General features: G+C 59.0%; 22 protein-coding genes. 8 read left to right on the top strand and 14 right to left on the bottom strand.

Features of this window, described 5'->3' with window-relative positions; translation table 11 throughout:
* Positions 1-14: 14 nt before the first annotated feature.
* From JI745_RS17895 to JI745_RS17870, 6 genes are all read right to left on the bottom strand, one after another.
* The gene (locus JI745_RS17895) at positions 15-1,736 is read right to left on the bottom strand and encodes a GspE/PulE family protein (RefSeq protein WP_201810047.1); all 1,722 of its coding nucleotides are present in this window, start codon (positions 1,734-1,736) and stop codon (positions 15-17) included.
* Positions 1,733-2,875: a type II secretion system F family protein gene (locus tag JI745_RS17890; RefSeq protein WP_310738682.1), complete on the bottom strand. Its 1,143-nt coding sequence runs from the start codon at positions 2,873-2,875 to the stop codon at positions 1,733-1,735. Before JI745_RS17890 ends, JI745_RS17895 begins: the two co-directional genes overlap by 4 nt.
* Positions 2,876-2,992: 117 nt before the next feature.
* A complete protein-coding gene (gene gspG / locus JI745_RS17885; protein ID WP_201812634.1) occupies positions 2,993-3,469 on the bottom strand; it encodes a type II secretion system major pseudopilin GspG in 477 nt (158 codons plus the stop codon).
* Between the two features lie 53 nt (positions 3,470-3,522).
* The gene (locus JI745_RS17880) at positions 3,523-3,894 is read right to left on the bottom strand and encodes a hypothetical protein (RefSeq protein WP_201810043.1); all 372 of its coding nucleotides are present in this window, start codon (positions 3,892-3,894) and stop codon (positions 3,523-3,525) included.
* On the bottom strand, positions 3,891-4,865 hold the full coding sequence (locus JI745_RS17875) for an RHS repeat domain-containing protein (protein ID WP_201810041.1): 975 nt from the start codon (positions 4,863-4,865) through the stop codon (positions 3,891-3,893). Before JI745_RS17875 ends, JI745_RS17880 begins: the two co-directional genes overlap by 4 nt.
* Positions 4,866-4,906: 41 nt before the next feature.
* Positions 4,907-9,187: an Ig-like domain repeat protein gene (locus JI745_RS17870; RefSeq protein WP_201810039.1), complete on the bottom strand. Its 4,281-nt coding sequence runs from the start codon at positions 9,185-9,187 to the stop codon at positions 4,907-4,909.
* A 1,568-nt stretch (positions 9,188-10,755) separates the two neighbouring features.
* On the opposite strand from JI745_RS17870, the gene JI745_RS17865 reads away from it, so the two are divergent.
* Positions 10,756-11,013: a hypothetical protein gene (locus JI745_RS17865; RefSeq protein WP_201810037.1), complete on the top strand. Its 258-nt coding sequence runs from the start codon at positions 10,756-10,758 to the stop codon at positions 11,011-11,013.
* A gap of 160 nt (positions 11,014-11,173) precedes the next feature.
* On the opposite strand, the gene JI745_RS17860 is transcribed toward JI745_RS17865, so the two are convergent.
* From JI745_RS17860 to JI745_RS17850, 3 genes are all read right to left on the bottom strand, one after another.
* Positions 11,174-11,758, bottom strand: a complete 585-nt coding sequence (locus JI745_RS17860; RefSeq protein WP_201810033.1) for a hypothetical protein — start codon at positions 11,756-11,758, stop codon at positions 11,174-11,176.
* A 182-nt stretch (positions 11,759-11,940) separates the two neighbouring features.
* On the bottom strand, positions 11,941-12,621 hold the full coding sequence (locus tag JI745_RS17855; protein WP_201810030.1) for a response regulator transcription factor: 681 nt from the start codon (positions 12,619-12,621) through the stop codon (positions 11,941-11,943).
* A 33-nt stretch (positions 12,622-12,654) separates the two neighbouring features.
* On the bottom strand, positions 12,655-13,497 hold the full coding sequence (locus tag JI745_RS17850; protein ID WP_201810027.1) for a hypothetical protein: 843 nt from the start codon (positions 13,495-13,497) through the stop codon (positions 12,655-12,657).
* Between the two features lie 328 nt (positions 13,498-13,825).
* Here JI745_RS17850 and JI745_RS17845 point away from each other — a divergent pair, with 328 nt between their 5' ends.
* Complete coding sequence (locus tag JI745_RS17845) at positions 13,826-14,962, top strand: beta-ketoacyl-ACP synthase III (protein WP_201810024.1); 1,137 nt, start codon at positions 13,826-13,828, stop codon at positions 14,960-14,962.
* A gap of 412 nt (positions 14,963-15,374) precedes the next feature.
* On the top strand, positions 15,375-17,435 hold the full coding sequence (locus JI745_RS17840; RefSeq protein WP_201810021.1) for a 7TM diverse intracellular signaling domain-containing protein: 2,061 nt from the start codon (positions 15,375-15,377) through the stop codon (positions 17,433-17,435).
* Between the two features lie 389 nt (positions 17,436-17,824).
* On the opposite strand, the gene JI745_RS17835 is transcribed toward JI745_RS17840, so the two are convergent.
* The 5 genes from JI745_RS17835 to JI745_RS17815 all read right to left on the bottom strand — a co-directional run bounded on the left by JI745_RS17835 (position 17,825) and on the right by JI745_RS17815 (position 21,093).
* Positions 17,825-18,805: an AAA family ATPase gene (locus JI745_RS17835; RefSeq protein ID WP_201810018.1), complete on the bottom strand. Its 981-nt coding sequence runs from the start codon at positions 18,803-18,805 to the stop codon at positions 17,825-17,827.
* A gap of 26 nt (positions 18,806-18,831) precedes the next feature.
* Positions 18,832-19,260, bottom strand: coding sequence for a hypothetical protein (locus tag JI745_RS17830; protein WP_201810015.1), 429 nt, complete (start codon positions 19,258-19,260; stop codon positions 18,832-18,834).
* A 3-nt stretch (positions 19,261-19,263) separates the two neighbouring features.
* Positions 19,264-19,488 carry a hypothetical protein gene (locus tag JI745_RS17825; protein ID WP_201810013.1) on the bottom strand — a complete coding sequence of 75 codons (225 nt, stop codon included), beginning with the start codon at positions 19,486-19,488 and terminating at the stop codon, positions 19,264-19,266.
* Positions 19,489-19,764: 276 nt separating this feature from the next.
* Entirely contained in the window at positions 19,765-20,634 is an 870-nt protein-coding gene (locus JI745_RS17820; protein WP_201810011.1) for a hypothetical protein, read from the bottom strand.
* A gap of 51 nt (positions 20,635-20,685) precedes the next feature.
* On the bottom strand, positions 20,686-21,093 hold the full coding sequence (locus JI745_RS17815; RefSeq protein WP_201810009.1) for a hypothetical protein: 408 nt from the start codon (positions 21,091-21,093) through the stop codon (positions 20,686-20,688).
* A gap of 188 nt (positions 21,094-21,281) precedes the next feature.
* On the opposite strand from JI745_RS17815, the gene JI745_RS17810 reads away from it, so the two are divergent.
* The 5 genes from JI745_RS17810 to JI745_RS17790 all read left to right on the top strand — a co-directional run bounded on the left by JI745_RS17810 (position 21,282) and on the right by JI745_RS17790 (position 26,411).
* The gene (locus JI745_RS17810; protein WP_201810007.1) at positions 21,282-21,611 is read left to right on the top strand and encodes a helix-turn-helix domain-containing protein; all 330 of its coding nucleotides are present in this window, start codon (positions 21,282-21,284) and stop codon (positions 21,609-21,611) included.
* Positions 21,612-21,674: 63 nt separating this feature from the next.
* A complete protein-coding gene (locus JI745_RS26920) occupies positions 21,675-22,016 on the top strand; it encodes a helix-turn-helix transcriptional regulator (RefSeq protein ID WP_201810005.1) in 342 nt (113 codons plus the stop codon).
* A gap of 394 nt (positions 22,017-22,410) precedes the next feature.
* The gene (locus JI745_RS17800; protein WP_310738681.1) at positions 22,411-22,674 is read left to right on the top strand and encodes a DNA-binding protein; all 264 of its coding nucleotides are present in this window, start codon (positions 22,411-22,413) and stop codon (positions 22,672-22,674) included.
* 339 nt (positions 22,675-23,013) lie between these two features.
* Positions 23,014-24,051, top strand: a complete 1,038-nt coding sequence (locus JI745_RS17795; protein WP_201810002.1) for a hypothetical protein — start codon at positions 23,014-23,016, stop codon at positions 24,049-24,051.
* The gene (locus JI745_RS17790) at positions 24,048-26,411 is read left to right on the top strand and encodes a hypothetical protein (RefSeq protein ID WP_201809998.1); all 2,364 of its coding nucleotides are present in this window, start codon (positions 24,048-24,050) and stop codon (positions 26,409-26,411) included. The genes JI745_RS17795 and JI745_RS17790 overlap by 4 nt, the downstream gene beginning before the upstream one ends.
* Positions 26,412-26,481: the final 70 nt, after the last annotated feature.

Here is a 26,481-nt window from a genome sequence, read left to right as displayed (position 1 = left end):
CAACGGACCTGCCGCTATCCCGCCACACGGAGAAACTCCTCGAGCGTCGTGTCGCCTTGCCGAACCACATCCAGTGCGCACTCTCTCATCGTTTGCATGCCGACGGACGCAGCCATCTCTCTTAGCACCGAGACCGGCGCGCGCGTTGCGATGGCTTCTCGAAGGCGATCATCCAACACCAACACTTCGGCGATCGCGCGTCTTCCTAGAAAACCAGTGCCACGGCAATTCGCGCAGCCAGCTCCGGCCATCAGCTTCCAAGAACGGAGGTCTGCTGATTGGAGTTTGGCCCGCTGGATCGCACTCTCGTCGGGCCGCCGTAGAGCCACGCAACTCTCGCAGTTCACCCGCAACAAACGCTGAGAGACGATCCCATTCAACGCTGCGGCAAAGCTATAGGCATCCACGCCCATATGAAGAAAGCGCCCCAGGACGTCGAAGACACTGTTGGCGTGGACAGTGGTGAAGACCAGATGCCCAGTGAGCGCAGCCTGTACAGCGATCTGCGCCGTGTCGCTGTCGCGAATCTCACCAACCATGATCTTGTCTGGGTCGTGGCGAAGAATAGAGCGCAAGCCTCGAGCGAAGGTAAGCCCTTTTTTCTCGTTGACTGGAATCTGCAGCACCCGCGGGAGCCGGTACTCAACTGGATCTTCGATCGTGACGATCTTGTCGCGTCCGGTGTGAATCTCCGTGATGGCAGCGTAAAGCGTGGTGGTCTTGCCTGATCCCGTCGGTCCGGTGACGAGGAGCATGCCGTGAGGTCTCTGCGCAAGCTCCCGAATGTTCGCAATCCCATTGTCATTTAGCCCCAGGCTCTCAAGAGTCAATGCGCCGGCCACGTCCTCGGTCAGCGACCGGCGATCAAGCAGCCGCAGCACCGCGTCCTCGCCGAACGCGTTCGGCATGATGGACACTCGGAAATCAACGTCCCGCCTATCAACCCGAACGCGAAAGCGGCCATCTTGGGGGATCCGGCGTTCCGCAATGTCCAGCTCGGCCATGACCTTCACACGCGATATCGCCTGGTTCGCGCGCTCAATACCGGCGATGCTTGTCACTGGCACCAACACGCCGTCCACTCTGAACTGGACATGCAGACCGGCTAAATCACATTCCAGATGAATGTCGCTCGCCTTGATCTTCAATGCGTCATAGATGGTCGAATCCACCAAACGCACGACGTCGCTCTGGACATCACCGATGGAGCTCAATGAGATGACGGGGATGTCGTCGTCGGTGGACAGATCGCTCGTCGAACCACCTTCCTCATATTCGTCGACCGCTCTTCGGTGAGCCTCGTACACCGCCAGCAACGCATCCACGTTCGCTCGACTCACCAACATCGTGGACCACTCGCCCGTTGTTGATTCTTCGAGTCGGCGCATGGCCCAGCCTTCGCTGTCTTCATCAAAAGGGTCGGAAAGCAGGAGCGTCCGCGCTCCATCGGATTTCCTTCCGAAAATGACTTTTCGCGACTGGCACTCGGCGAATGGCAGCGCAGAAAAATCCGCCACCAAGCCCTCCATGTCCGATCCGGTGCCGAAGGGATATTCGAACACCCGGGCAAGCGCCGCTGTGTACTGCGGCTCTGACAACTGGCAAAGCTCCGCCAGGCAAGTGCGGACGGTGCGCTGTGTTTTGCTTGCGAGGTCGGCCGCAGCGGGAATCTGTCGTTCGAGCTCGGCAACGCAGGCGTCAGAGGCAGCGTGTTCTACGATGGCGGCCGCCTTCATTGCAGCGATCCTGCGAGTTCGAAGATCGGCATGTACATCAGGAGCACCACCGCCCCGACGATGATCCCGATCGCCGCCATCAGCACCGGCTCGAGCAGACGAGAAGCCCAGTCGATGACCCGACTCATCTCCTCTTCATGAAACATCGCAGTCCGCTCAAGCATCTCTGCCATTTGACCTGAACGCTCGCCCACCTTGATGAGCGACTCAGCAACTGCACTGCTCAAGTCTGCTTCAACCATTGAAGCAGAAAAGCTGCGGCCTTCATCGAGGCCTGTCCGGGCGACACGCAGTTGCGCTCGCTGTACCGGACTGAGAAGCCCTTCAACCATCATCAATGCACGAGGTAGGGCAATGCCGGACGCCAGCAGGAGCGATGCCGCCCTGTAAAAGCGAATCATCCGGAACTCGCTGGCACGATCGGCAAGCCAGGGAAGACGAAGAATCGATTCGAGGAGCGCTCGACGGGTTGCTGGCAGTTTGACTGCAAGGACGGCCAGCAAAACCACAGTGCCGATTGCAATGGCAGCAATCACCCAGTGTTGGTGTAACAGCCGCCCAACGTCCAGCAGCATCAGCGACAGCCAGGGGATTTCACGGCCGGACCCGTCGTACACCACGCTGAATCTCGGCAAAACGTACCCGACCAGGAACACGCAGACCAGGGCTCCGACCACCAGCAGTGCCGATGGATAGATTGCAGCCGATGTGATCTTCTTCTTGATCTCGTTGAATTGCGCTTGATAAGCGATGTACCGAGCGAGTGCCCGAGGCAGATCCCCGGTGCGCTCAGACGCCTTCATGCTAGCGACGAACATTTCAGGAAACAACGAAGGCTGATCAGAGAGCACCTTCGAGAAACTCAAGCCCTCCTGCAGCCCGCGAGTAACAGCGCGCAGCACGTCGGCGACGTCCTTGCGGCGCTCTTTGTTCACTAGAACTCCGAGCGCCTCGACCAGTGTTAGTCCAGCTTCTAGAAGAGCGAGTAGCTCTTGGCTGAACAAAAGGAGCGGGAAGCTCTTTCCGGAAGAGTTGGTGAGGGTTGGGCGGTCGGGTTCTTCCTCGACACTGATTGCGTGAACGCCTCGTTGTCGCGCCAACCTGATGGCTTCCGTAGTGCTAGCCGCAAGCAGCTGCACTTCGACGTGTTCCCCTTTGGGGCCACGGCCTTGCACCAGCACTAGCCGGCGGCTGGAGCTACCTACCGCCTGCCCTGGCTGCATCGCTGAGTGCACAAGTGTTCTACCCGTTGAGCCCTACTGCCTGAAGGTGATATCCGCAGCGTCGTCTGCTCCGCCAGGCAAGCCATCCTTGCCGAGAGATATCAGCTCAAAGTCAGCGCCGTTCGCACCTGGCACCACATAAACATAGTCTCGTCCCCAAGGATCAGGCGGCACCGCTTTCTGTAGATACGGACCATTCCATTTTTCTTCCCCTTGCGGTCGCGATACGAGCGCGCGCAGACCATTGGTCTGAAGAGGAAAGTGACCTGTGTCGATTCGATATGCGTCTACCGCTCTTGCAAGGCTTTCGATTTGAGCCTTCGCAGCGCTTCGCTCAGACTTGCCCAATTGAGCGAAATATCTTGGCCCAACGTAGGCAGCCAGAAGGCCGATGATGACCATCACAACGAGCAGCTCGAGCAATGTGAAACCAGTTCGCACCCTGAGGCGCTTAGCATCTACAGACGCCCTAACAATTTCACCTCTTGGCCGACGCACAACCGCAGCCATCATCGGCGCGGCAATCCGACGGAGGAATGTATGAGACCGTCTTGCTCGCGGCGCTAGCCCAGTAGAACTGCAATGCAATTTGGTTCCTCCATATCGTTTGCAAGCACGCGCACCCGAACACTGCTCGAACTAACCGGCAGCGTCACAAGGGGCTGATTGAGAACGCTGACGAGTGAAACTTCGCCACTTGTCACCTCAATGTGGCCATCGAATGCTAAGTGCATGGTCGAATGTTCCACAGCGTCGATTTCATCCGTCAGCAAGAACTCAGTCTCGCCACTTTGTTCAGCCAAAGTTCCAATGGCGAGGCAGGATCCGCTACTTGCAACCAACGTCTCCCCCATAACCTCAGGCGGCTCGCCGGACGCGTAGTCCATAACGAGAACCAGAGAGTTCGGTAGCGAGGCACTAATCGATTTCTTCACTTCTTGGCGTCCTCTCGAAGCTGTCTAATCACCGCGAGGCCTTGGTTCTTGCTGCACTTTAAGCATTGAGGATAGAGGCGCTGCGGAGCACCTTTTGTATTCAATGCCGACACGGGTTGGTGATCCAGCACCGGGTCGTTTCTCTTCGTGCCCGCGGTCTTGGTTCCGCAGGTGTGACAGCCGGTCTCACTAAAGATTCGCTTTCCTTCTGCGCGTTCATGAGCTGTGAAATCTCGCCCTGGCCCACGTGCGGGGATTGACTCTCCAGCATGCGGTCCAGGCTTAAACGTCGGATGGACCTTTGCGGCAGCGGAGCCTAAGCTCGCTGCTTGAACCGCATTCTCGCCTTGGTTTGCTGCAGCCAGTCCCTTTTGAGTGATCCGCGAGACTTTGTATGCCTGACCTACGCCCGGCACTGGGCTGAAGACGCTCGCGAAACTGATGGCCGCATCAACCCCGGCATCAGCAATCGCTGCTGGATTGCCAACGTAGATCGCTACACCGAGCTTTCCGAGATCCCAGAACAAAAAGAGCGCGTCGACCGGTGTATTTCCATCCGGGTCGATGTATCGATACGGATTGTTATTTGCGTACGTGTATCTATTCAGGCTGTGAACGTTTTCAGCATCCTGATCTGCTGGATCCACACCAGTGAATCGCCCAATGACGGGGTCGTAGTACCTGGCGCCCATGTAACTGAGCCCAGTAGAGTTGTCATATGGACGGCCGGCATAACCGATCTTGTTCGTCCCAGCGCCGGGTTGGTTGTTGAGCTTGTCGCCGTATGGTCGATACGACTCTTTCCACACAACATTTCCATTTACGTCAGTCGCGACCTGCGGCGTACCTGAAGGATCGTTGTGGTAGTACGTTGTGATCTGCGCCAGCGTTGCGAAGGAAGCAAGCGACAGCGAAAGTGCCGCGAGTGCCGCCCCAACCTTCCGAACCGCGATATAAAAGATTGTGTTCATTGCCACTCCTAGCTCGTGTTTGCTGCGAGGTTGAGACAAGCTCATTGGCAGAGCCGCGGATCAACCGTGCAGTTCGGCGGGTTGGTACCCGTCCGCGATACGACGGTGACGACAACAGGCGGCGATGTCACATTGCCTGAGTGCCGTGCGGTAACGGTCCAATCGTCGTCAAACGGAAATGCGTAGAAGCGAGTCGCTTGCCCATTCGTAAGCGGGTAGGTACCGAGATTGAGGGTGCCATTTGACACACCCGTAGCAGTGAAGGTGACACTCCCGGTGCTAACTGAGCCGAATCCGGTGGCTCTAAATTCGAACACTGTGGCTTTGCTTCCTGATGTCGGCGTTGCTGTAAGTCCGACTGAGCCATCAACGCTAACTTGAATGACGACGGGTTGAGAGGTGGTGGGTTGGTTAGAGCCATCACCACTGTATGCGGCCGTGATCGAGTGTGCGCCAGCCGTAGAAAACGAAGCCATGGTGGTTGCCAGCGCACTGGTGCCGGTGGCGCCGATTGGAACCGTTGCTATCACTGCGCCGTTGTCTCTAAAGACAACGTTGCCCGACGGATTGTTTCCGTACACCGTGGCGGCCAGGTACACCTGCTGACCGACCAACGCGGTGGTCGGGTTCGCGTATACGAACGTCCCTGCCACTGCAACCGCAACAACGCCAGAACTGCTTGGGCCGTTATTCGCGTCGCCGCTGTAGACAGCCGTCAGGTTGTGATTGCCACCAGTGCTAAATGTTTGCCCTGCGAGAGTGGCGGTACCGCCGCTCACGGTCGCAGTACCGAGCACAGCCCCACCTTCGCGGAACGTCACCGTCCCGGTTGGTGCCGATCCTTGCACCGTTGCCGACAAAGTGGTCGGCTGCCCCGGATTCAACAGCGCTGGAGAGGCGGTCATCCCAGTGGTGGTCACCGTTCGCGGATCAACTTCAGCAATGCGCTTGCCGCCGAGGTAGAAGTACTCCGTCAGCTTCGGAGTCGGCGATGCGACGTACTCAACCAAGAGATGGCCATGAGACCCGTATACCTCGTAAGTCTTGACTCCGCCTTTGATGCTGAAGACCCGTTGACTCATGCCGTCGTAGGCGTAGTCCACTCGGGTCGTGCCGGCACAGTTGGCGCAACGCATGTTGGGAGCGCCGTCGAAGGAATAAGTGTTACCGCCGCCCGATGTGATGTTCCCTAGGGTGTCATAGCCGTAGGTAGCGGAGCGGGATCCCGAGATGCTCGCCAATCGGTTGTTGCCGTCATAGCCATACGAGAGGCTGTATGTGCCAAGCGTTTGGCTCGTGATGTTGCCGCGCCCGTTGTAGCCAATAGTGCCCGAACCCCATGGGCCGGTAATCGTCGTCAATCGATTGATGGCGTCGTACCCGATTGGGCTTCGATTGAAGCTGCTGTCGGCCGAGTCGGAGATGCCTGTCAGGTTGCCCGCAGTGTCGTAGCTATACGAACTGTTGGTGTAGGTCCCGTGTCGAGTCGTGACAAACGAATTTGGCCAGAGTCGTGTCGAGTGCTGACCGTATGTAGAAGTCGCACCGTTGCCATAGGTGATGGTGTTGACCTGACCGGACGGCCAATAGGAGACCGACGTAACGAACGAGCCAACCTGCGTTGGGCGTCCGAGGGTGTTCGGGGCGAAGCTTACCGTCCGATTCGACCGGGGATACGTCATCGAGGCGAGCTGATCACGGCCGTTGTAGCCGTAGCCGATCACAAAGCTTAGACCGTCGACCACTAGCGTTTCGGTGGACAGGTTGTCGTTGTCGTCGTAGTCAAACGTTCTGGAGGCCACCGACGAGGTGACGCTCTTTAACTTGTGGGTTCTTGAGTAACCTTTTCGGACGTCCGGGGTGGTACCGGGGTAGTCAATGTTGTACAGGCGATTCTGGTTGTCGTAGGAGAAAACAGTCGTCTGGCCACCCACTGACTTGGTGGTCATGTTTCCGGCAGCGTCACGTCCGTAGTCTGTCCGTCCAGTCTCTGGCGTTGTTGACCACTCCATGTAGCCGGAGGTGTAGTAGTCGAAAGTTCTTGCAATGCCATCCTGAGTCATGCTCGTGACGAGATCTTTGCCGTTTCGACCCAGCGAAATACTTGCACCCGACACCGAGCCTGGCGCTGTAACGTACATCAGGAACTGCTGCGCGGGATCGCCATACGCCCGGTATCCAAATGTGGTCGTATGCGAGCGTTCGTCTCGGACCGCTTTGGTGGAACCGCCGTAGGTGATGACCTTCTCAGAGCTGTCAGCGTTGCGAACGAGCGTGACGCGATCCAGGATGTCATACCCGTAAGTAGTCCCAGTAGAGCTTGTATTCGGATTCGAAACAAAGGTGAGCCGCCCAAGTGCGTCGTGCAGATAGTTGCGGTCGATGCCTCCCAGCGTGATCCGTCGAGGGCGTCCGAAGCCATCAAATGTGGTGGTCTCAACAAGCCCCCCGCGACTCGCGGTCTTGCTCGTGGAGGTGTAGTTGATCGTGGTGTCATCACCACGCGGCAGGTTGATTGACCGTACGCGATTCAAACCGTCATACGTATAGCTGGTCGTCTTGCCTTCGCCATTGCGCTCTGACATGAGATTGCCAGCATCGCTCACCTCACGCGAGTACGAGACGCCTTCCGGCTGAGTTTCAGTGCGGGCGATGCCTCGGTGGTAATTCGAATAGCTGTGGTCAAGATTCCGAGGGAATCTTGTTTGGCTGACATTGCCGTCGGGGTGATACCAGTGTTCCGTCGTGATGCCGTCGCGATTCACCGTTCGCAGGTTACCGTTCGTGTCGAAAGTTCGGGTGATCGACACCCCGCCCGAAACGACCTGGTCTTTCAGCTGCTTGATGATCCACTTCGACGCACCGTCAAAATAGGTAAGACTCGTGGTGCGGCTGCCGCCGTTCGGCCCTGATTCCGAGATCGTTCTGGGATTGTCGTAACCGTCGAAATTGCTGAAGTTAGTGTTGTGGTCCGTGCCGTGCTGGGTAATCGTCCGACCCGTGAGCCGCGGGGCATACACCGCGGGATCAAGCCGCGTAGCCTGCCATGCACCGGGTCGCTTGAATTGCTGGCTGGAGATTGCCGCAGAGGGTGCCCAGGTGTACACCTCAGTCCGTATGGATCCAAGTTGCTTGCGACGGAGAAGACCGACGCGCCACAACTCCCCACTAAGCGCGTAGTTCGCCCCGTAGTGGTCGTAGGTCACAGTGCCTGACGGAGTGGACACCGTCGTCCTGTCAAACGACCCTTGGCTTTGGGCGGGCACATAAGAGAAATTCCACGTACCTCCACCGCTCGCGCGCTTCGATTTCACAACAGTCGCGCGGCTCGTTGCCGCAGCTGTCGAATCGAATACAACGTAGTCAGAAGTGGAGCTTCCGTAGTCGTAGTCGATGTAGCCCCCTTCCGGGTAGGTCACTCGATTGAGAGCGTATCCACCTGGAATGTTGTTGCGGACTCCGAAGTATTCGTACTGCCAGCTCGACCCGTCTGGCCCCGGTCGATCAACACGGGTCAGGTAGTACGAGCCCGGGACTCCCGTGATCTCTCGGTACGAGTAGGTGAAGGTGGCGCCGTGAGCGCTGATCGTATTGACCAAGCCATAGCTGTGATAGGTGAAGTTGATGCTTCGACCGTCGCTTGTCGTGACCGAGGAGATTCGCTGCGTACCGGAAACATAGTTCACCGTGGCGCTGTTGTTGTTTCGGTCGACAATGCTCCGCGTATACCACGCGTATTTCACGCCAGCACCAGAGCCAACTGCTACAGGGTGCGTCATGTCGTAACGGGTGCCATCGGGCGAGTAAACGATGAGGCCCCCCCCAGAAGCGCAGTCCGCTTTCCAGCGTTGGGTGGTGTACATCATCGGAGAGGCTGACCCAGAGAACACCAGCATCTGGGTACTTCCATCCGGCAGTTCAATGACCGGATTGGCAAGGGTGTCCACCCTGAACGCGCTGGAGGAACACGGAAGCGTGCTGGTCTTGTGAAGTACGCGACCAAAGTGGATCGTCCACCCCAAGCCCGCGATCCCGCTGTGCGCAGCAGGATTGTTCTCATCAAACGACACGCTGTTGTAGGAGCGATTTACCGATAGATCGAAGCCACCATTGCCAGGTACATGGATGTCTACGTAGTGCAACTGCAGAGCACCGGTATATGGGTCAATGTGCTCGTTGAAGCTTTGGTTGACGAAACTGCGATTCGGATTGATACCCGGTTCCTTGTGGAAATCGGGGATTACCTCTTGAGCCATAGCCATCGGCATCGCTGCCAAGACTGGCAACACAGCGCGCAGCGCCCCGCGAGCGAGCTTTCCCACAGCGGCCGCGAATGGAGCGGTGAGCTGCCGCCTGCGACCTGAAAGATTTGCGTTTCCCATAAAGACGAGCCCTTCCCTGCGAGTGCGTATGGCACTTGCATAACGGTGTATTTGTGTAGGTGCTGGCGGGTGACTGACGGCACACGCGCGACTCGGACGAACCGAGGGCGTTACGTCGACTTCGACTGGTTCTTCATTTCACTCCCTTGATTCCTTTTCCAACGAGCGTTGCGCGGAGACGTTCTTCGTCGTACTTGTCGTTTTCGTCGCCATCGCAGTATGAAAACATTTCAGTCAGTCCGCTTCCCACCTTTGGAGGCAGCCCGTCGCATAGCAAGTTGTCTAAAGGCGGCTCTTGCCCCCCCTTTGGGGGCGATTCCAACGGCGCACTTCTGCCGCGGCAGGCATACGACCGCCGAGTCATGCTCGTGTCGAAGAATCGAGGCCGATGGAGCTCCAAGGGTGAAAAGCCGCGTTGATGAATTCATTGCTGCTGGGCTGGCTCCATGAGATCTATGCGGCAGCATCTCGGAACGTAGACGTGCGAACGCGTGTCAAGCGCAGCTTGTGTCGACCAGATGAACGTTGCAAGAGACGGCTAACGACCTATGCGGGGGCTCAGCGGTTTCCGAAGGTCTTTGCACTCGAACTCTCACTTATCCGCTGGCTCTGCCTCAAGCCATCTGTCAGTAGACAGCTGGGGTCGATCCGGTTTGTGAAACGACTACATATAGGCCCGCACCCCCATTAGGGGGCGTGGGTGGGCCAACCGGGGGGCGGGTTAGTGGCCGATACGTCGCATGCGAAGTTGGAGCGCACCCAGCGTGCCGGACGGAGGCAGCATTGCACGGCCTCTCTCTCAACTCAGCGCGCTTGGCAGACAAGGACGCGCTGCCATCGTTGACAGCAAGTACGTTCTCCTGTGTCATGGGACGCAAGACGGTCTGTTTGCCAACAGTGACCTGGCAGGCCGATGAGCAACCAGCGTCCAGAGCCTGGTGCAAGCAAACAAGCGGCACAAGCACGGACTCCCTTACGGGCCAGCGGACTCCGAGGCATAAATGCGCGTGCTCCAGCAACGCACCACCGTCACGCACTCAGCCCAGCAACGCTGCACTACCTGCGGCATCGTGTCGACGTCGGCGTGCTGCGCTCGTCCATGAGCGCCGCATTGAGCTTGCGCTTGGAGCCGTCTATACCTATCCACCACTCGTTCATTGCACGGTCCATCGCGGTTTGTCGGCGAGGCAACCGGCGTGCTCCCAAAGTGAACGTTCGGTCTTGTCAAACGAAGAAGCGCGCTGAAGCACCTATCTAACACAAGGGCTTCTCAACGTTCGCACCGTGATCGCACGTGGTCTCGTCTATGTCATCAAGCCCAGCCTGTTCAGCTTCGCTTCGAGAGCTTTCGTGAGTCAGCGGGGGAAGGTTCGAGCTCTCGGTGTACTAGGGGCGGGCAATTTTTCATGTCGCCTGACATCGTGGCTTCCCGAAGTGAACTCACGCTCCCGAGGGATTACTCAAATGCGGCCGAGCGCTCATGATTGGCGTACGAACGGGAGACTGAGATGACAGGCTTAGAAGGGCAAGAGAGCTTTCAAGAAGACATGCGGACCACTGCATTGGCGCACGAGAAGGTGCGGCAGCACTTCGCAGCCGCCCTCGAGTATTTCGACGAAGAGTTTGGCCCGGCGTGGGTTGTAGGAAAGCCGCAACTTCTCGCAGCATTCGTCAACGCTGCAGCCGTGGAAGCTCTGGCCACTGCGATGGCCGGTAATCCATTCGGGCGCTTGGCCGAACAGATCACCCAGAAGAGGGACGCATAACGTCGTAGCCGTAGTGAACGGCGCTAGCGACCGTGCTGCTTGACCTGCGGTGGCGACGCTCTTCGCGTGAACTGCCCGTAGGGTCGACGGGCAGCGGGTTATCGCGGGCGCGTCTCTCCGTTGCCCGCCTGTACTTTGGAGAACGCAGAAGCCATTGCGCCTAGCAGGTCGCGTCGGCTGCCACCCGGTCTCCCGGAACCGTTGCTGCACTAAGTCTTTTCGCGATCCACGTCGGGCGGAATGTCGTATCGAGTTGAAGCGAAGCGACCTTCCCATGACGGTCGAAGCGACGAGTCCTGCGCGTGACCGCCACCATGCCTTCGTAGCCCAGCATGATGTTGTCTCCCAAGGTCGCCCCACATTCGTTCATCGCACGTCGGAGATCTGGGGACCAAATGGACGCTATGCCCACCGGTGTCTTTAGTCTCACGAAATAGTTGTTGGGCTCTGTATGCGCTTCTTCGAAACAACCCAGCCCATGTTCGATCAAACGCCCAACATAAAGGCGCTTGCCGCTAAAGGATGTCTCTTTCGCACCGTGTGACTCAAGAAATTGCTGCAGAGGGTTTGAAGCGGCACAGTTATCCGGATCGAACGCATCAAGGCGTACCTCCATGATTGAAACGACGTAGTCGGTGCGCTTCCATGCTCGATCGTCTCGACTCGATTGGTCCGGTCGCTGAAAGGTCGTGTCGCACACTGCAGCTGAGCTTTGGGCAAGCACCGGAGGAAATTGCAGCAACATGGCATTGGTTCAGAGTCGGACCAAGCAAGTGGAAACTGGTTTGGCAGTTGGGGAACTCCGTAGCGGTACGCAGATCGCCGAAAACTTATTGCCAAATGTAAGCACGCCCCGGAGGGGCTGCATCAGCACAGCGCTCACGCGCTCCAACGTAGTGCACGACGCCGCCGGAATCTACCTTGCCCTTATGGGTGCTCGATCAAGACCACGGGATCGGTGTTCGCCTGCCGCAGTCGGTGTAGCAACTCCAGAGGCGATCGCGCGCCCAGCTTCGCGAACGCCGCGGCTCGGTGAGTTTCAACGGTGCGAATGTTGATGCGCAAAGACTCCGCGATCTCACCGTTCGTTTGACCAAGTACTGCTTGGTAAGCCACTTCCCGTTCGCGTCGTGTCAAAACACTAATGCTCTGCCGGAGAAGAGCCTGCTCCTTCACCTTGCGAAGATGTTCACGACTGCTGGCGAGAGCAGCGTCGATTCTCGATACCAACTGGGCGGCCGCGGCAGGCTTCTCGATGAAGTCGAAGGCTCCGCGTTGAAGTGCGGCCACCGCCATAGCAACATCACCATGACCCGTCAGAAAAATGACCGGCATGCGTTCAATCATGCCGCGGTTCCTGAGTCTTTCAAAAAGAACAAGCCCGCTTGTGCCGGGCATTCCGACGTCCAGCAGCACACAACTAGCGCAACCTGGCCACGCCTCGGCACCACCCATTTGTAGCGGATAGGCATCGATGGCGGCTTCGAACGCATCTGCGCTTGCATAGCCTTCCCAAAGGATTCGACGGGATCGAAGCACCCAGCCCATGGATTCGCGCGCCTCTACTTCGTCATCGACGACATAGACCGTTGGAACGGGGCTCGACATCGCGTTAGACCTGTTTCGGGCGTACGTGGTGCTTCAAGTGCTTGAACCTTGCTTGCACAGAGTCATGTGCGCGATCCAAGTCGAGCCGTCGTCCCGCGCAATTGCCACGAATCGACGTCCCTGGCTCATTTCGAGGCGAGCACCGACGTCGGTTAGACCGCCAAGGACAAGGGAGCTCCCTTCCCCAGAGGCAGACTGAACATGCGCATCCGCGTCGACGGAAAAGCTTGCCCATGTGTCGATCTTCACCGAATCGGACGCGTGCAACACGAGGTCGTTCCCGCTCAGCTCTTTCATTCCGCGCTCGCGAACAACGTCCGCGATCATTGTCGCCATCGAGGCAGGCGCTTGTGCGGAATCGGCCAGAAGAGAAATCCAATCGAGCCGAAATGCTTGTTCGCCGCGGATGCGATCCTCAACGATCATGGCCCATCCAAGCGAGCTGGGGGAGCCGCCGGCTGGCAAGCCTCGACCGTATATGCTGGCGTAGGCCTCTGGTGACATACCTGAGTTGCTGTCGGCACAGGCGATCACGACGCTTCGCGCCTCTTCCACTCGCAGCCGCATCCACGCGTGTTTCAGCGCCGAAAACCCGCACGATGAACCGTTGAAGAAGATCGTCTCGCGAGGCGCTCTTTCTACGCGGGCTCGGACCTCTTCGGCAAACTCTGGATCGCTGGGAAGCGTGGTAGCGACTACCAGCAGGTCGCATCTTCTCGAAGCTCCAAGTAGCTGAACCGCTTGTGCCGCGAGAACCGACGCGCTAGGGGCTTCAGAGCTCCCCTGCGGACCTACCAAGGCGCCGAGGAATGAAATGAACGCCGCATCGCGCTGCCAATTGAAAGCTGCAACTCGGTTAATGAACGCGTCCGTCATCCTGGTGTCTCGCCCTGTCATCGACCTGCTCGGGACTAGTCTACGGGAAGCAGGAAGTCGCGGTCGACACGGCGCCTGAGTCGCTCCGGTGGGTCGCCAACGCACCCAAGCGCGCGATCCTCAACCCCAAAGCCAGCAACCGAAAGGCCAAGCTCTATGGGCTCGTCGCTTGGACAGCAACGGAGTTGCGCACAGATCAGTGCCCATTTGGATGCGGGGCCGCTTCAGATGCCGCCATCCCTTCCCGACAGCGACTTTCGTCACGCCAGACTGCCTTCTCCCCTGGTTTCGGTAAGCCAGCGGCCACTAATTGCGAAACAATTACGGCATGTCTAAAGCTGTCTACGTCACCGGCATCTCCCGTTTTCTCCCAAACGCACCAGTCGAAAATGAGGCGATGGAAGCCTACCTGGGGATGATCAACGGCAAGCCATCTCGGGCCCGCCGGGTGGTACTCAGGAACAATGGCATTCAGACGCGTCACTACGCGCTGGAGAAGGGCGGCACCCCGACACACAGCAATGCCCAACTGGCCGCAGCATCGATTCGCTTGCTGTTCGATGCACGTTTCACGCAACAGAAGTTGCAATTGCTCGCTTGTGGGACTGCCTCACCGGATCAACTGGTCCCGTCGCATGCCGCGATGGTGCACGCGGCGCTTGGCGGCGACGATATGGAGATCGCTTCGTTCGCAGGTTCATGCGCCGCAAGCATCCAAGCGCTGCAAATGGCCTATCTCTCCATTGCCAGTGGCCATACCGAAAACGCGATTTGCTCCGGCTCTGAGATGCTGTCGCATTGGATGCTGGCGAAATACTTCCAGAATGAAGCTGACAACGAATTGGCTTTGCGCGACAACCCCTTGCTTTCCTTTGACAAGGAATTCTTGCGATGGATGCTTTCAGATGGTTCGGGAGCCATCCGGCTAGAGAACAAGGCGCATGGTGACAGGCCGCTCAAGATCGAATGGATAGACATTCGCTCATATGCGAACAAGATGCCGACGTGCATGTATGTCGCGGGTGAACGTGACGAGGCAGGCGAACTACAAGGCTACTGCAGGTTTGAACCGAATGAATGGCTCAGCAAGTCGATCATGTCGGTCAAACAAGATACTCGTCTGCTCGGAAGTCACATCGTTCAACTTGCAGTGAAGTCGCTCAAAGACGCCGCCGCCAAACACGATTTTGATGTGGCGACCGTGGATCACTACTTGCCGCACATTTCGTCGGAAGTGTTCCGCAATCCTCTTTGCACAGAGCTGAAGGAGCAAGGCATTGGCATTCCACTTTCGAAGTGGTTCACCAACCTGGCGCATGTGGGCAATGTGGCAACCGCATCAATGATCCTGATGCTGGAGGAGCTGGCTCGGACCAAAGAGTTGCGATCCGGCCAAAAAATTCTGATCACTGTCCCGGAGAGCGCCCGCTTTTCATATGGACATGCTCTGCTGACTGTTTGCTGACCGAAGCGTTAGCACCACACTTCGCCCTTGTCGTCAGCTGCTAGTGCAGCGATATCTGGATAGCCGGTCAAGTTGCCCGTGCTGACAATCCTCTTGGCGTTCTCTTCAAATCTCAGGGTCACAATGGGGGTCGGATCGCCCCCAACCAAGACCGCAAAGTTCCTTCCGTCTTCCGTTGGGGCATAGACATAGCTCCACACATCGGGGCGGGGGACAAACGGTGCCGGGACAACCATTTCCAACTCCTGGGCTGCCGCGGCGCGCGCCTTGGCTAGGCGGGAAGTTTCTCATGTATGCGTCTCACGGGCTTGGACGCCTATGCGGAGACGGTGCTTTGCAGCGCCTGCGGTGTATCGGTCAGTGGGTGCGTAGCGCTCTTCTACTGGCACTACTGGCCGTCACTCTGCATGCATTGGCGTCCGTCGAACCCAACGGCATACCGGCGTTTGTGCCAAGCGGCGACCAACCTGTCAGCGTCTCGCGCTTCATGACCTTTGCGGAAGACCCATCGGGCAGCCTGACGGTCTCGGAGGTGGCTTCAGGTCGAGCGGTGGTTTTCCTTCCTTCCTTGCGAACTCCGCCTTTTAGAGACGCAGTTTATTGGGCGCGGATCCGAATCGATTTTCGCGACTATCGCCCTGCCGTCTCACACTTGCTGATGGAACCGCATCTCATCGGGCGCATAGAGGTCTTCACACCAACGGGTCCCGACCAATGGTTCTCCCATGCGCTGGACAGTGCCAGCGCTTCGACGCCATCGACGTCGAATGGCCTGTTGCTCTTCAAGATCCCGACGCCGTCGGTATCAGGGGATGGCACAACGGTATACGTCCGTTTTCAGCAGCGTCAACATCCGTTACAGACCAACATGTCGTGGGTGTCCGACACGGGAGCGCAGCAGCAAACTGCCAAGAGCAATTTTTGGAAAGGCATTTTTTTAGGAGCACTGATAACGCTCGTGCTCTACAACGTCTTTTTGCTAGCGACGACGGGTGACCGCGCATATTTTCTATACGTCTACTACCTCGTTTGTTTCACGGTGCTGATGGGCATCATGACCGGCGTCCTCGGTCATCTGGGAAGCCCGCTCGTCTTCACCCTGTTGAACGTGGGTGTCATCCACGGCGGGATGTGGTTCTTCCGAAAGTTCCTCCAACTAGACACGCATGCTCCCCTCACGGATCGATGTCTGTTATGGGTTCAATTGATATCCCTCGCTCTCGGCGCATTGGCGTTGGCGGGCGGCACCCGAATCGCCTATCCCGCGTCGATGCTTTTGATTCCTCCAGCGCTGGTCGCTATCACCATTGCGAGCGTCATTCGTTGGCGTCAGGGTTTCGCGCCGGCACGGTTCAGCGTATTCGGCCTTGCCGTCCATCTGAGCGTTAGTTCTGCATACGTGATGCAGAAGTTTCTCTATGGGCTGCCTGGCGAATTCGTCACGATCTATTGGGTCATTGCCGCGGCTACCTGGGAGGCGCTCTGCTTTTCGTTCGCCCTTGCTTATCGGATCAGGATGGCAGAGGCGTCGACCCGCAAGCTGCTCGGAGAGCAAAGACAACTGCTAGCCACTCAAGAAGAGGCTACCAAGGCGCTGCAGACCGAAGCAGCGAGACGCGCCGAAGCCGATGCCGTAATACGGCATCAGGAAGAACGGCTACAAGCCGCGGCCAAACTCGCGTCGGTAGGCGAGCTCGCGTCGTTGATAAGTCATGAGATCAACCAGCCGCTTCATTCGATTTCGATGTACGCGGACGCGGCGGCGCATTTCGCAGCTGAACATCGTGACACGCCGCCCGAGCTTCGTGAATTGCTCGGACATATCGCGGAGCAGGCGGCTCGCGGAGGGCGAGTCGTGAAAAGCGTCAGAAACTTCGTAAGTCGGGGCCAGGTCGTTCGGGAGGCTGTGGTCGTCGACGCTCTCTTGGAAGGCCTGCTGCCATTGATACAGCTTCAAGCGAAGAACTGTGGTGCAACGGTTGATGTGAGCCAGGAAGTGCCTGGCTTGGTGGTCAGTTGCGATCGCCTGATGGTTGAACTGGTGCTGTTGAACATTGCAAGGAACGGGTTGCAAGCGATGAGGGCCAACCCGGTCGGAGCAATGAGGAAGCTGCGCATTGAAGTTGCACCCGCATCTGAAACCAGAGCCGTTTTCACGATTCGCGACAGCGGTCCCGGGTTGCCCGCCGAAGTGCTCGAACGCCTCGGACACCCGCTCTACAACCCGTTCAACAGCAACCGCGGCAAAGGAATGGGACTTGGTCTTAGTTTGTGTCGATCCGTCGCTGAAGAGCATGGGGGTGAGCTGCATTTCAGAAACGTGCTTGATCAAGACTTCAAAGCGCGGGGAGCGGAGTTTTCATTTGAGCTGCCCGTCGCGTCCGTGTCACAGCAACCCAAACAGCTTACGGTGGAAAGTGCTGCACTTACCGTTGCTTCTTCAATTCGGCTTGGAGGACGCAGCGAGGCCTAGAAGCGCATATGCCCAGTGGCGAAGGATCTACGCCTTGTGGGCCAACCAAAAGAATCGGATCGTGGCTGAGGCATTGGAGCTGTTGGACCGGGTACCAGTCGAGGAAGATGCTGGGCACCTGGACACCGAGGCGCGAAGGCGAATGCGCGACGAACGGTCGCGGCCCTACGCCAGGCCGCGCGCTTGGCTGCAGGCCATCGCCTGAAGGTACCGGACCGCAACTCTCGCCACGTTTTGCTTTCGTCGGTGGCCTACTTCCCAGGTGGCCACGGGTAGGCGTAGCATCCAGCAGCCGGTCGGTTGCTGCTAGTCGGCTTGCGTACCCCCGAACTATCCAAGCCAAGAAGCCCGGAAAGGCCGACAGTACGCTTATCGCGGCCCCGGGTGACTCAATAGCGCCTGACTCGGCGTCGATTGAGGAAGTCTTGCACTGCAGCGGCTGCGACATTCTTCTGGTCGTGCATCACCGCTTCCTTGATCGCGTCGCTGACGGCCCTGGCGACTTCGGCATGGCTGAGCCCGGTGGCCACCTCGGCGAGCTCAGCAAGCGCCTTGGGCGACTTGAGGTAGTTGGCCAGACGCATGCGAAGCAAGGCCTTGACCTCGTCCGCCGACGGCACGTGGTACTGCACCACATCGTCGAAGCGCCGGAAGAGCGCCTCGTCCAGGATGTCGGGATGGTTGGTGGCGGCGACGATCACGCTGCTCGACTCGTCCTGCTCGATCATCAGCAGGAAGCTGTTCAGGATGCGGCGGATCTCGCCAACGTCATTGGCCATGCCACGTTGGCTGCCGATGGCATCGAATTCGTCGAACAGATAAACGCCGCGCGTCGACGCGACGGCGTCGAACACCTGGCGCAGCTTGGCCGCGGTCTCGCCCATGAACTTGGTGATCAGCGAGTCCAGGCGCACCACGAACAACGGGATGCCCAGCTCGCCGGCGAGCGCGGCCGCCGTCATCGTCTTGCCGGTGCCGGAGGGACCGACCAGTAGCAACTTGCGGCGGGGGTGGAGGCCGTGGCTGCGCAGCTTGCTCAAGTGCCGCTGTTCCTTCAGGACCTGCTGCAGGCTCTCGAGCACCGGCAGCGCCAGCACCATGTCGGACAAGCGTCGCGACGGGTACGAGACGCTCAGAAGGGAGGCGAGTTCGCCCTTGGGCCGGGTGATGGGGATCGCAGCGCCTTCGAGCGGCGCACCGTGCCGGCGAGACTTGGCAGCATCGATTAGCTCGCGCAGCTCTTCGGCGAGCTTGCCGTGGCCTTGCTTGGCCTCGTGGGCGGCCATCTGCATGGCGACCGAGTAGAAGTGGCGATCGTCGCCCTCTGCGTGGGAGCGCAGCAGTGCCTTGAGGTGATCACCGTTTGCCATGCCGGCGCCCTTGTGGTCGAACGACACTACCAAGCTTCACTATGGGCGCGTTCGCGCTCCAAAGCGCTCAGAACAGCGTCTACCCGCCTCGTGAGTGGGAGAGACAGCAGCCACGACGCGAGGCTATTCAGCTTGAGACTCTCGCGTGGACGCCCTGACAAGACCTCTCTGACGCTCAGACCCGCTAAGTCAGGGTCGCGCTGAGTAAAGAAGCAGTGGACCTGCACGGTGTTGGGTTCGAGTGCCGCTTTTGCTCGCTGCAGAAGGTCAGGAAAGCTGTTGGCCAGCGCAACCTGATAAGTGGGGTAGAGCCGCTGCTGTCCTCTGCTCTGCTTGCAATACGAAAACAGATCACCCGCGTGTTCTCTTTGCACCACCTGTTCGCAACTTAAGCCGAGGTGCGCGGCCATCTCTTCAACCAAGAAATCATCAGTCGACAAGAGTTCGAATGGCATAGGTCATTCGCCTCGCGAGACCCGCCGCGTGCCGCGTGACTTCCAACTCTCGTATGAGAAAGGCCGCACCTGATCGAAGCGCTCACCGGCGGCCAGCTTCTCGGCGGGCGCAACGCGGAGCATCTCTTCATCTAACGCGCCACTGTCGAAGATGCGGACCGCCTCCTCAGGCCGTAGTCGGGCTAGGAGTTCCACCGAGGGGAGAATCTTGATCCAGGCGAAACGCATGTCGACTCCTCACTTTGAGCGAATGGCCCGAAAACTCTCACGCGTCATTCGGCCCACCGTCTTGGTTCCGTTCGCTGATACGCGGACGATCCTCGTCGCGTCGCAGGGGTCGAGCCAATAGGCGACCACGTTGGTCTTCGGTTCTCTGCCGAACACCGCCTCACGGGAGATGCCGGTTCGCGAAGTGCCTTGCCGATCCTATGGATCGTTTCACTGGCTGTTTGATATTGCCATGGCGTCGCTTCATGTGCACCTCGCAAAGCTACTTCGGCCGGCTCACCGCTCGGGCTGAACCAACTGCTCCAGCTGAAACCACAGCGTTTCAGTTTTCGGGTCGGGGTTCAGAATGCTCGGCGTGGACCTGAACTGAACCTGCGCCAAGCCGGGCTTCACATCGATGACCAGGCCAATGGCTGACACGGATCGGAACTGAGGATGCAAGATGCCGACTCGATCGCCCGATTTGAGTCGCGCCCTGAACGATGGAAGCTCTGCTTTTCGCTGTTCGGCTGCGGCTCGTTCCCTCTCGGCTAGCGCTACTCTTTCGGCCTGTCGTTCCCGCTCCCGCTGAGCTGCTTCTTCCTCCCATCGTTTCTCGGCAGCTGCCCTCGCTTCTGCTCGCTGTCGCTTGCTCTCTTCATCCTGCGGAAGCGGAGGAGGGTTGAGCGATTCACCCGCCACGAACTTGGTGTGGAGGATGAGCTGGATGCGATCGCGGTTCTGGATGTCTTGGTAAAAGCGGTGATCGTTGTAGTCGATCTTGGCCATCCAAAGGTACAGGTCACCCTGCTTGCAATGGATCTCAGTCGTGACGCTGCGAACGAATTCAGGCTTGTGGTTACGCATCACGGACGGGCCGGCAAAGCGCAATGACTGCCGTATCGGCGTCATGACCCCTTGCTGTTGACGGCACTTCTCGTAGATCGGTTCGAGCTGACGCTCGATCGCGGGGAAGCCGAAAAGCTCGTTTTCGCTTTCGGGGCCGAGCCAGGTGATGCGCAGATCACTGTTCTTGGCGACACCGGCGACAACCTCGGCCGGAGTGCGCGAAGCGACATTTGCGCACCCAACGAGCGCTGCGACCGTCAAGCCAACGAACACACCCAGGAGAGCTTGACCATGCGAACTCTCTCTCATCTTCTCCATGTCTGCTCCCTTGTACGACGCGGCCGCCCCTCTCTTCAAATCTGTCGCGCATTAGCCAGCTTCGACGTTGACGCTCTGCGCCTCGAAGAGCAACGACCAACCTTCAGCGTTCCAAACGCTCTTGTTCAACGCGCCGTCCCAAGAATCGACGCCATGTTCGTCCTCGGTGACCAAAGCGACATCGCCGGAGACATCCCGGGCTTGCCAAACACGCATCACCGTTGAGGCGACCCAGCCATAGTCGCTGGGAGCAGGTGTCAAGCGCTGGATGCTCGCCACCACCCTGCCTTGCTGGGTCTTCAGCAGCTCGATCAAATCAAAGTCCCGTGAACAACAGAACGAGCGCAACAGCTTGAGCCCATCGTCGTCTACCTTGCAGGTGACGATGTACCAAGGCAGTCGAACGGAGAGCTCCATCCCACGGTAGTGGAGCGATCCAAGGTCGAGCGCTGACAGCATTGGGTCCTCAGACCCCTCGTACGCAACAAACATCGGGTAAGGTGGCTTGCGTTTTATAAAGGCGAAAGTGTCTGTAAACCGAAGTCACACAGCAACGGCAACGCGAATGAGCGAGCTGCTGGCTCGGAGTTAGATGCTCATTCGGCATATGCGCGAGATGAAGGTAGGCTGGCAAGGAAAAGGGTGCCATGTCGAAATCTCTCTACGGCCGACACAACGATGTCTTCCTCACACTCCTGCGGCAATCCCGGGAGTCAGTCCAGTTGAGGCAGGCTGACCTCGCGAGGCTTCTTGGCCGCGACCAGACGACAGTGAGCCGCGTGGAGACTGGCGAGCGACGTCTTGACGTGCTTCAGCTTCGCCTCTGGTTGCGTGCGTTGGGCGTCGATTTCCTTGCCTTCATGCGCGAGCTAGATCAACGACTCGGCGACGCACCTGTGCTTGAGACCATTCACCCTGGCACGCCATCCAAGCCACTGATCGGGGTCGTCGGACCTGCACGCCGAAGTCGAAATTAGCCGCGGCGGCTCCGCCTTTATATAGTGTGGACCGTTCATTTCATATGCCGGACCCTCCGGCGTATGTCAGGGCGCCCCCTAAAACCAAAAACAGGAAGGCCTCGTGGCGCCGGCAGCTTCGACCCGGAGGTCGCGCAGGCTGTTGGGGAAGTCATCCGCAAACTCCGGCTGGCCGCCGGCATGTCTCAAGAAGCGTTGGCTGACTATTCACGAGTCGGCCGCTCGTATTGCGGAAGCGTCGAGCGCGGGGAGAGTCAACCAACTCTGTTCGTGATCATGAAGATGGCTGCAGCGCTCAACACAGAAGCCCATGCTGTCGTTCGCCAAGTCGAGCATGCATTGGCGCGAAGGCGCTTTAGTGCGGCGGGCACCAAGCCGAGCAGTTCGAGCCGGGCCAAAGACTAGGCCCGTTGCCAATCGGCGCGAAAAACATTCCGTCGGGAACAGTTAAGACGCGCCGACCGCGAGCGAGCCGCGCATTCTGTGCGCGACCGCTGGCCAGCAACAGGCGTTCGCTCTCAGGGGAGATTCACATGGGAGCGCCGAGTGGCAAGGGTGTCTTCTGAAGACAGGCTCTCCGCGAGTAACCGAACGCTTGTCTCACCAAGACAGACGGGACAACCAACACGCCGCGAGCCGATCTTCATAGCGACACTTCTCAGCCTGTTGTCGTCATTTTTGTCTTGTAGCGACGTTTTGTGCGCAACCAAGACATCACACAAGTGTTTGATTTTTAAGAACTTTTCTTGAAATCAATGCGTCGCTCACCTAAGTTGGACTCTCAGCTTTGGAGTCCAATGTGAGCCACCGCGACTTGCCAGCCAATGTCACCTTTGATCCGACCTCGGTCCGCACAGCGGCCGACGCGATCAGTCAGTTTCGTGAACGTGGGCTGGTCATCAAGGACTGGGCTGCCTCCCACGGCTTTCACCACGAAGTGGTGTACGCCGTTCTGGCAGGGCGCAGCAAATGTCTGCGCGGTCAATCGCACCGCGTGGCGGTCGCACTCGGGCTCAAACCCTCTCTTGACCAAGGAGGACCTATGAGCACACCACCAGGTTGACGCTGCTACAGGTTGGCGAGACGCAAGCGGGGACAAGCCGCTTGCGTCTCTGACGTCGACCGCTTATCCCAGAGGACAACGACATGAACAGCATAGTCGTCGCGGACGCACTTTTGCAAAGTTTTTTCTAGGACTTCATACACCGGTCTTTGACCGGCTCACCGGCAACAGCGCTCAAGCGAGCCGTGTCGGGCGACTCACTGCCGTCCTAGTCGTCGTGGCCCTCGCGTTGGGAAACGCGGTCATCCAGCACCTTACCCGCGAAGAGCGCTGCGGCGCATCCACGCCGCAGCGACGACACCCTCGTCAGGCTCGGAGCAGGTCGACCGGAGACCCACGATGGAACGATTTGAAGGCTCCCTCTTCGGGAGCGCAGCCCCGCGTGAACGCGTCCCTTCACTAGGGAGCAAATGGGACGTGGTTGCATTTGGCATCGAGAACTTTCTCGCCCCACAAGCCCCAAGGTTCAACACCCTCAGCGTCATGACCCCCCATAAGCTGCTCGCGATGATCCGCGCCGGCTATGGGCAGGGCCATTTTCATCGCTACAAGCCCTGGACGCCTGTGACGAAACAAGTGTCCACGCCGGTCTCCAACGTCGGCCATGCCCCCGACCCGACAACGGCAGGCCTGCACCACCTGCTCTCACGATCACAGCGCGGTTCGCTCTTCGGGCTGAAATGGCTTGGCGCGGTCGACGTACGCCTTTCATACCCGGTGTGGCCATGGAGCCATCCCCATCCGGCCATCGGTCTTCAGGGGTGCGACGACCTGCCCTCTCAGCCAGGCTTGACGGCCGCAGCAAAAAGCCTGGGGGTCCGCCTGCCCTGTTATTCGCAATTGAAGATTCCCTGCGTGCAAACCGTTGACGTCATGACGACTTGGCCCTGCCATGTCGGCTATCAACTTGTCGCGGTGGATCTCGGTGCGAAGAGTGCTTGGCCCGATCCCACCCTGCCACGCAACATCAAGCGCCGGGTGCTTCGGCGGTATTTCCAAGAGGCGAGGATCCGATTCATCCACATGCCGCCAGGCACAGTCCCAGAAGGTCTCGCCATCAACCTGGCAGCCATCGAGCCGAAGCTCAACGGGGCCGAACGTGAGCGTCTCGCAAAGAGCAGCGTCTACGCCGATACGGTCGCTGTGCTGCGGGAGGACGGGTTCCGCTATCCCGTCAGCACGCTCCTTGCCGAAGTCCGCCGGCGCCATGACGTCCCGGCCGAGCGGCTGCAGCAAGCGTACGAGCTGTGCCTGTGGAACCAGGAGACCGACCACAACCTTGCGGTCCCCCTGCAACCGTGGCTGCCGCTGGTCCATGGTGGCTACAGCCTTCGCGCACGCCTTCGCGACCTTGTCTTCGAAGAAGGTGAAGCATGAACCCGCCGTTCAAGCGAGGCGACGTGCTCGTGGCAACGCCCCCGACGTTTCCGCTTGGCCGGAAGCGGCGGGTCATCGACTGGGATGAAGAGCGCAACGTGTTGCTGTGGGTTGACTTGCCAAAGATGAGCGAGAGCAAGGGCAAGACGAACCAAGTGCAGCACTATCAAAAACGAGCAGTGCAAACCACCTTTGACTGTGTCGTGGACGCAGTGCTCGAGTCAGCCATGATGGTCATGCGAGAGGACGATCCGAAGGACATGTCCGACGCTGATCGACTGGCGGTGGCCCATACCCTGGCAGAAAAAGAAAGACTGACCAAGGCACTCGCTGCGCGGGACGACCACCACGCTGCGGTCCAGGCGTTGCTGGCCACAGAGATGCCCGAGCCAGGACGACGCTGGGAAGCCTCTGCGCGCCGCAACTCCTCGCCCGAGCAAAGGCTGACCAGGCGCCCGCTGGAGGTGCTGCAAGACACCGAATTCCGGGCTCGACTTGAGATCGTTGCCGCCAACCACGGTGTGACGTGCGACACCGTGTCAGGCTGGCTGAATCGCTTCTACGCAGGGAACGGCCGCCTCAACAGCCTCATCCCCGGTTTTGAGCGTTGCGGCAACCGCGGTGTTCCCAAACCGCAGAAAAACGGCCTGGGCCGACGCAACGACTGGCGCGACATGGGACCGATAAGCCTAGAGCCCTACCCGCTCACGGAGACGGACAAGCGCAACATCGGTTGGGGCTACATGTTGATCGACAAGAACACCAAGCCCCGAAGCGCCTACGTGATCATGCTCTCCGTGCTGTACGCGTTCCACCACACGGATCCGCTCACGGGCAAGACAAGCTTCAAGCTCTATCCCAAGCACAAGCGGCCTTCCTTTGGGCAGTTCATGCGCTGGGGCCGTCGATTCACCGGGAACGGCGTCGCTGATCTGCTGTTCATGCCGCATGAACGTGCGCAGCGAGAAACGCGCGGCCGAGATGAACAGGCCCGCGTCGCCACGCTTGGTGCGCTCGCCTACTTCGATGCCACCTCGACAGACGTCTACCTCACCCGCATGGGGCATCGGTACAAGGCGCTGCCAGCGATGACCAGGAGCGTCCTGCTGGAAGGGAAATCGCAGGTCGTCTATGGCGTGTACCTGGGATGGGATGGCCCGTCTCCCGCCACCGCGCTCCAGTGCCTGCTGAACGGAGCAGACCCCGACAAGGTTGAGCGGTGGAACCGGGAACTGGGCCTCGAGCTTCCGGAAGGTTGGATGCCGTTCATGTTGTGCCGGTTGCACCTCACCGACTGCGGCGAAATGAAAGCCAACGAGGTGACCGAGGCAGAGGGGCAGTTTGGGTTCGGCATGGAATATGCGCCACCGCGCCACGGCGAACGCAAGGGGCCTGTCGAATCGCTCCACCATGCCGCACAAGCTGGCCATGACCACGAGCAGCCGGGAAACACACACGGGCGCATTACCCGTCCAGGGCAGGCATCACCAGCCAGCGAAGCCCTGTTGAATCGCGTTGAATACATGCGAGGGTTCCTCAAGTGGGCGTATCGCTGGAATTGCATTGACGAGGTGCCCGACCTCGCACCGGACGCCATGTTGATGAAAGGGATCGTTCCCACGCGCATCAACATCTTCAACTGGTATCGCGAACACGGTGGGGACGTGTCGCTGAGCTACAACTTCGAGTCCCTCAGGGCCTTCTGTCTGCCCAAGTACGAAGCGGTGATTCGAAAGCGGGGCGTGCACCTGGTCGTGAAGATCGGTAAGCGCCGGGTAATCCTGCCACGCTTCCGCTACTGGAGCGAAGAGCTGGCAAAGACGGGGGTCTTCGCCCAACTCAACAAAAGCGGGAAGTCCATCCGAGTGTTCGTTCGGATGGACCCCGAGCGCCCCTCGGAATGCTGGCTTCCCACCCGAGCCGGAATGTTCAAGCTCGCCAATCGACGCAGCGACACGCTCTTCAACCGAGACTTCACCCTCACAGACTACCTTGACCTCCAGATGGACCTTCGTGCTTCCCGTCTTCGCAGAGAAGACGACGACGTTCAGGCGCAAGCCGAAGAGGCGGCTGACCGCAAGGACACCGAGCTCGCTGCAAGGACGGAGAAGGCCCAGCAGGTTGAAGCCGCAGGCCGGTCTGCAGGCGGCAACACGCAGCGAAGCTCCCTGAAGAACAACCTCAAGGACGAGCTCGAGGTGATGCGTGACTCCGCGTCCCCTGCCGACTCGCTGGATGACCTGTTGGGGAAGCTTTCAGAGGCCGCCGGGCAAGCCGCTGCCGGTGGCGCCGAACCCAAGCCGAAACCCACGGCCGTCGAAATCGCCATGGCGGCATTCCTTCAAGGAGAAGTGACATGACACAGAAGCCATCGATCGGCGGACAACGCCCTCGCTCGGAGGGCAACGACCTAGCCTCAGGCTCGAACCC

Source organism: Piscinibacter sp. HJYY11, from assembly GCF_016735515.1.
GTDB lineage: Bacteria > Pseudomonadota > Gammaproteobacteria > Burkholderiales > Burkholderiaceae_C > Rhizobacter.
This window is presented reverse-complemented; position numbering and strand designations above follow the sequence as displayed.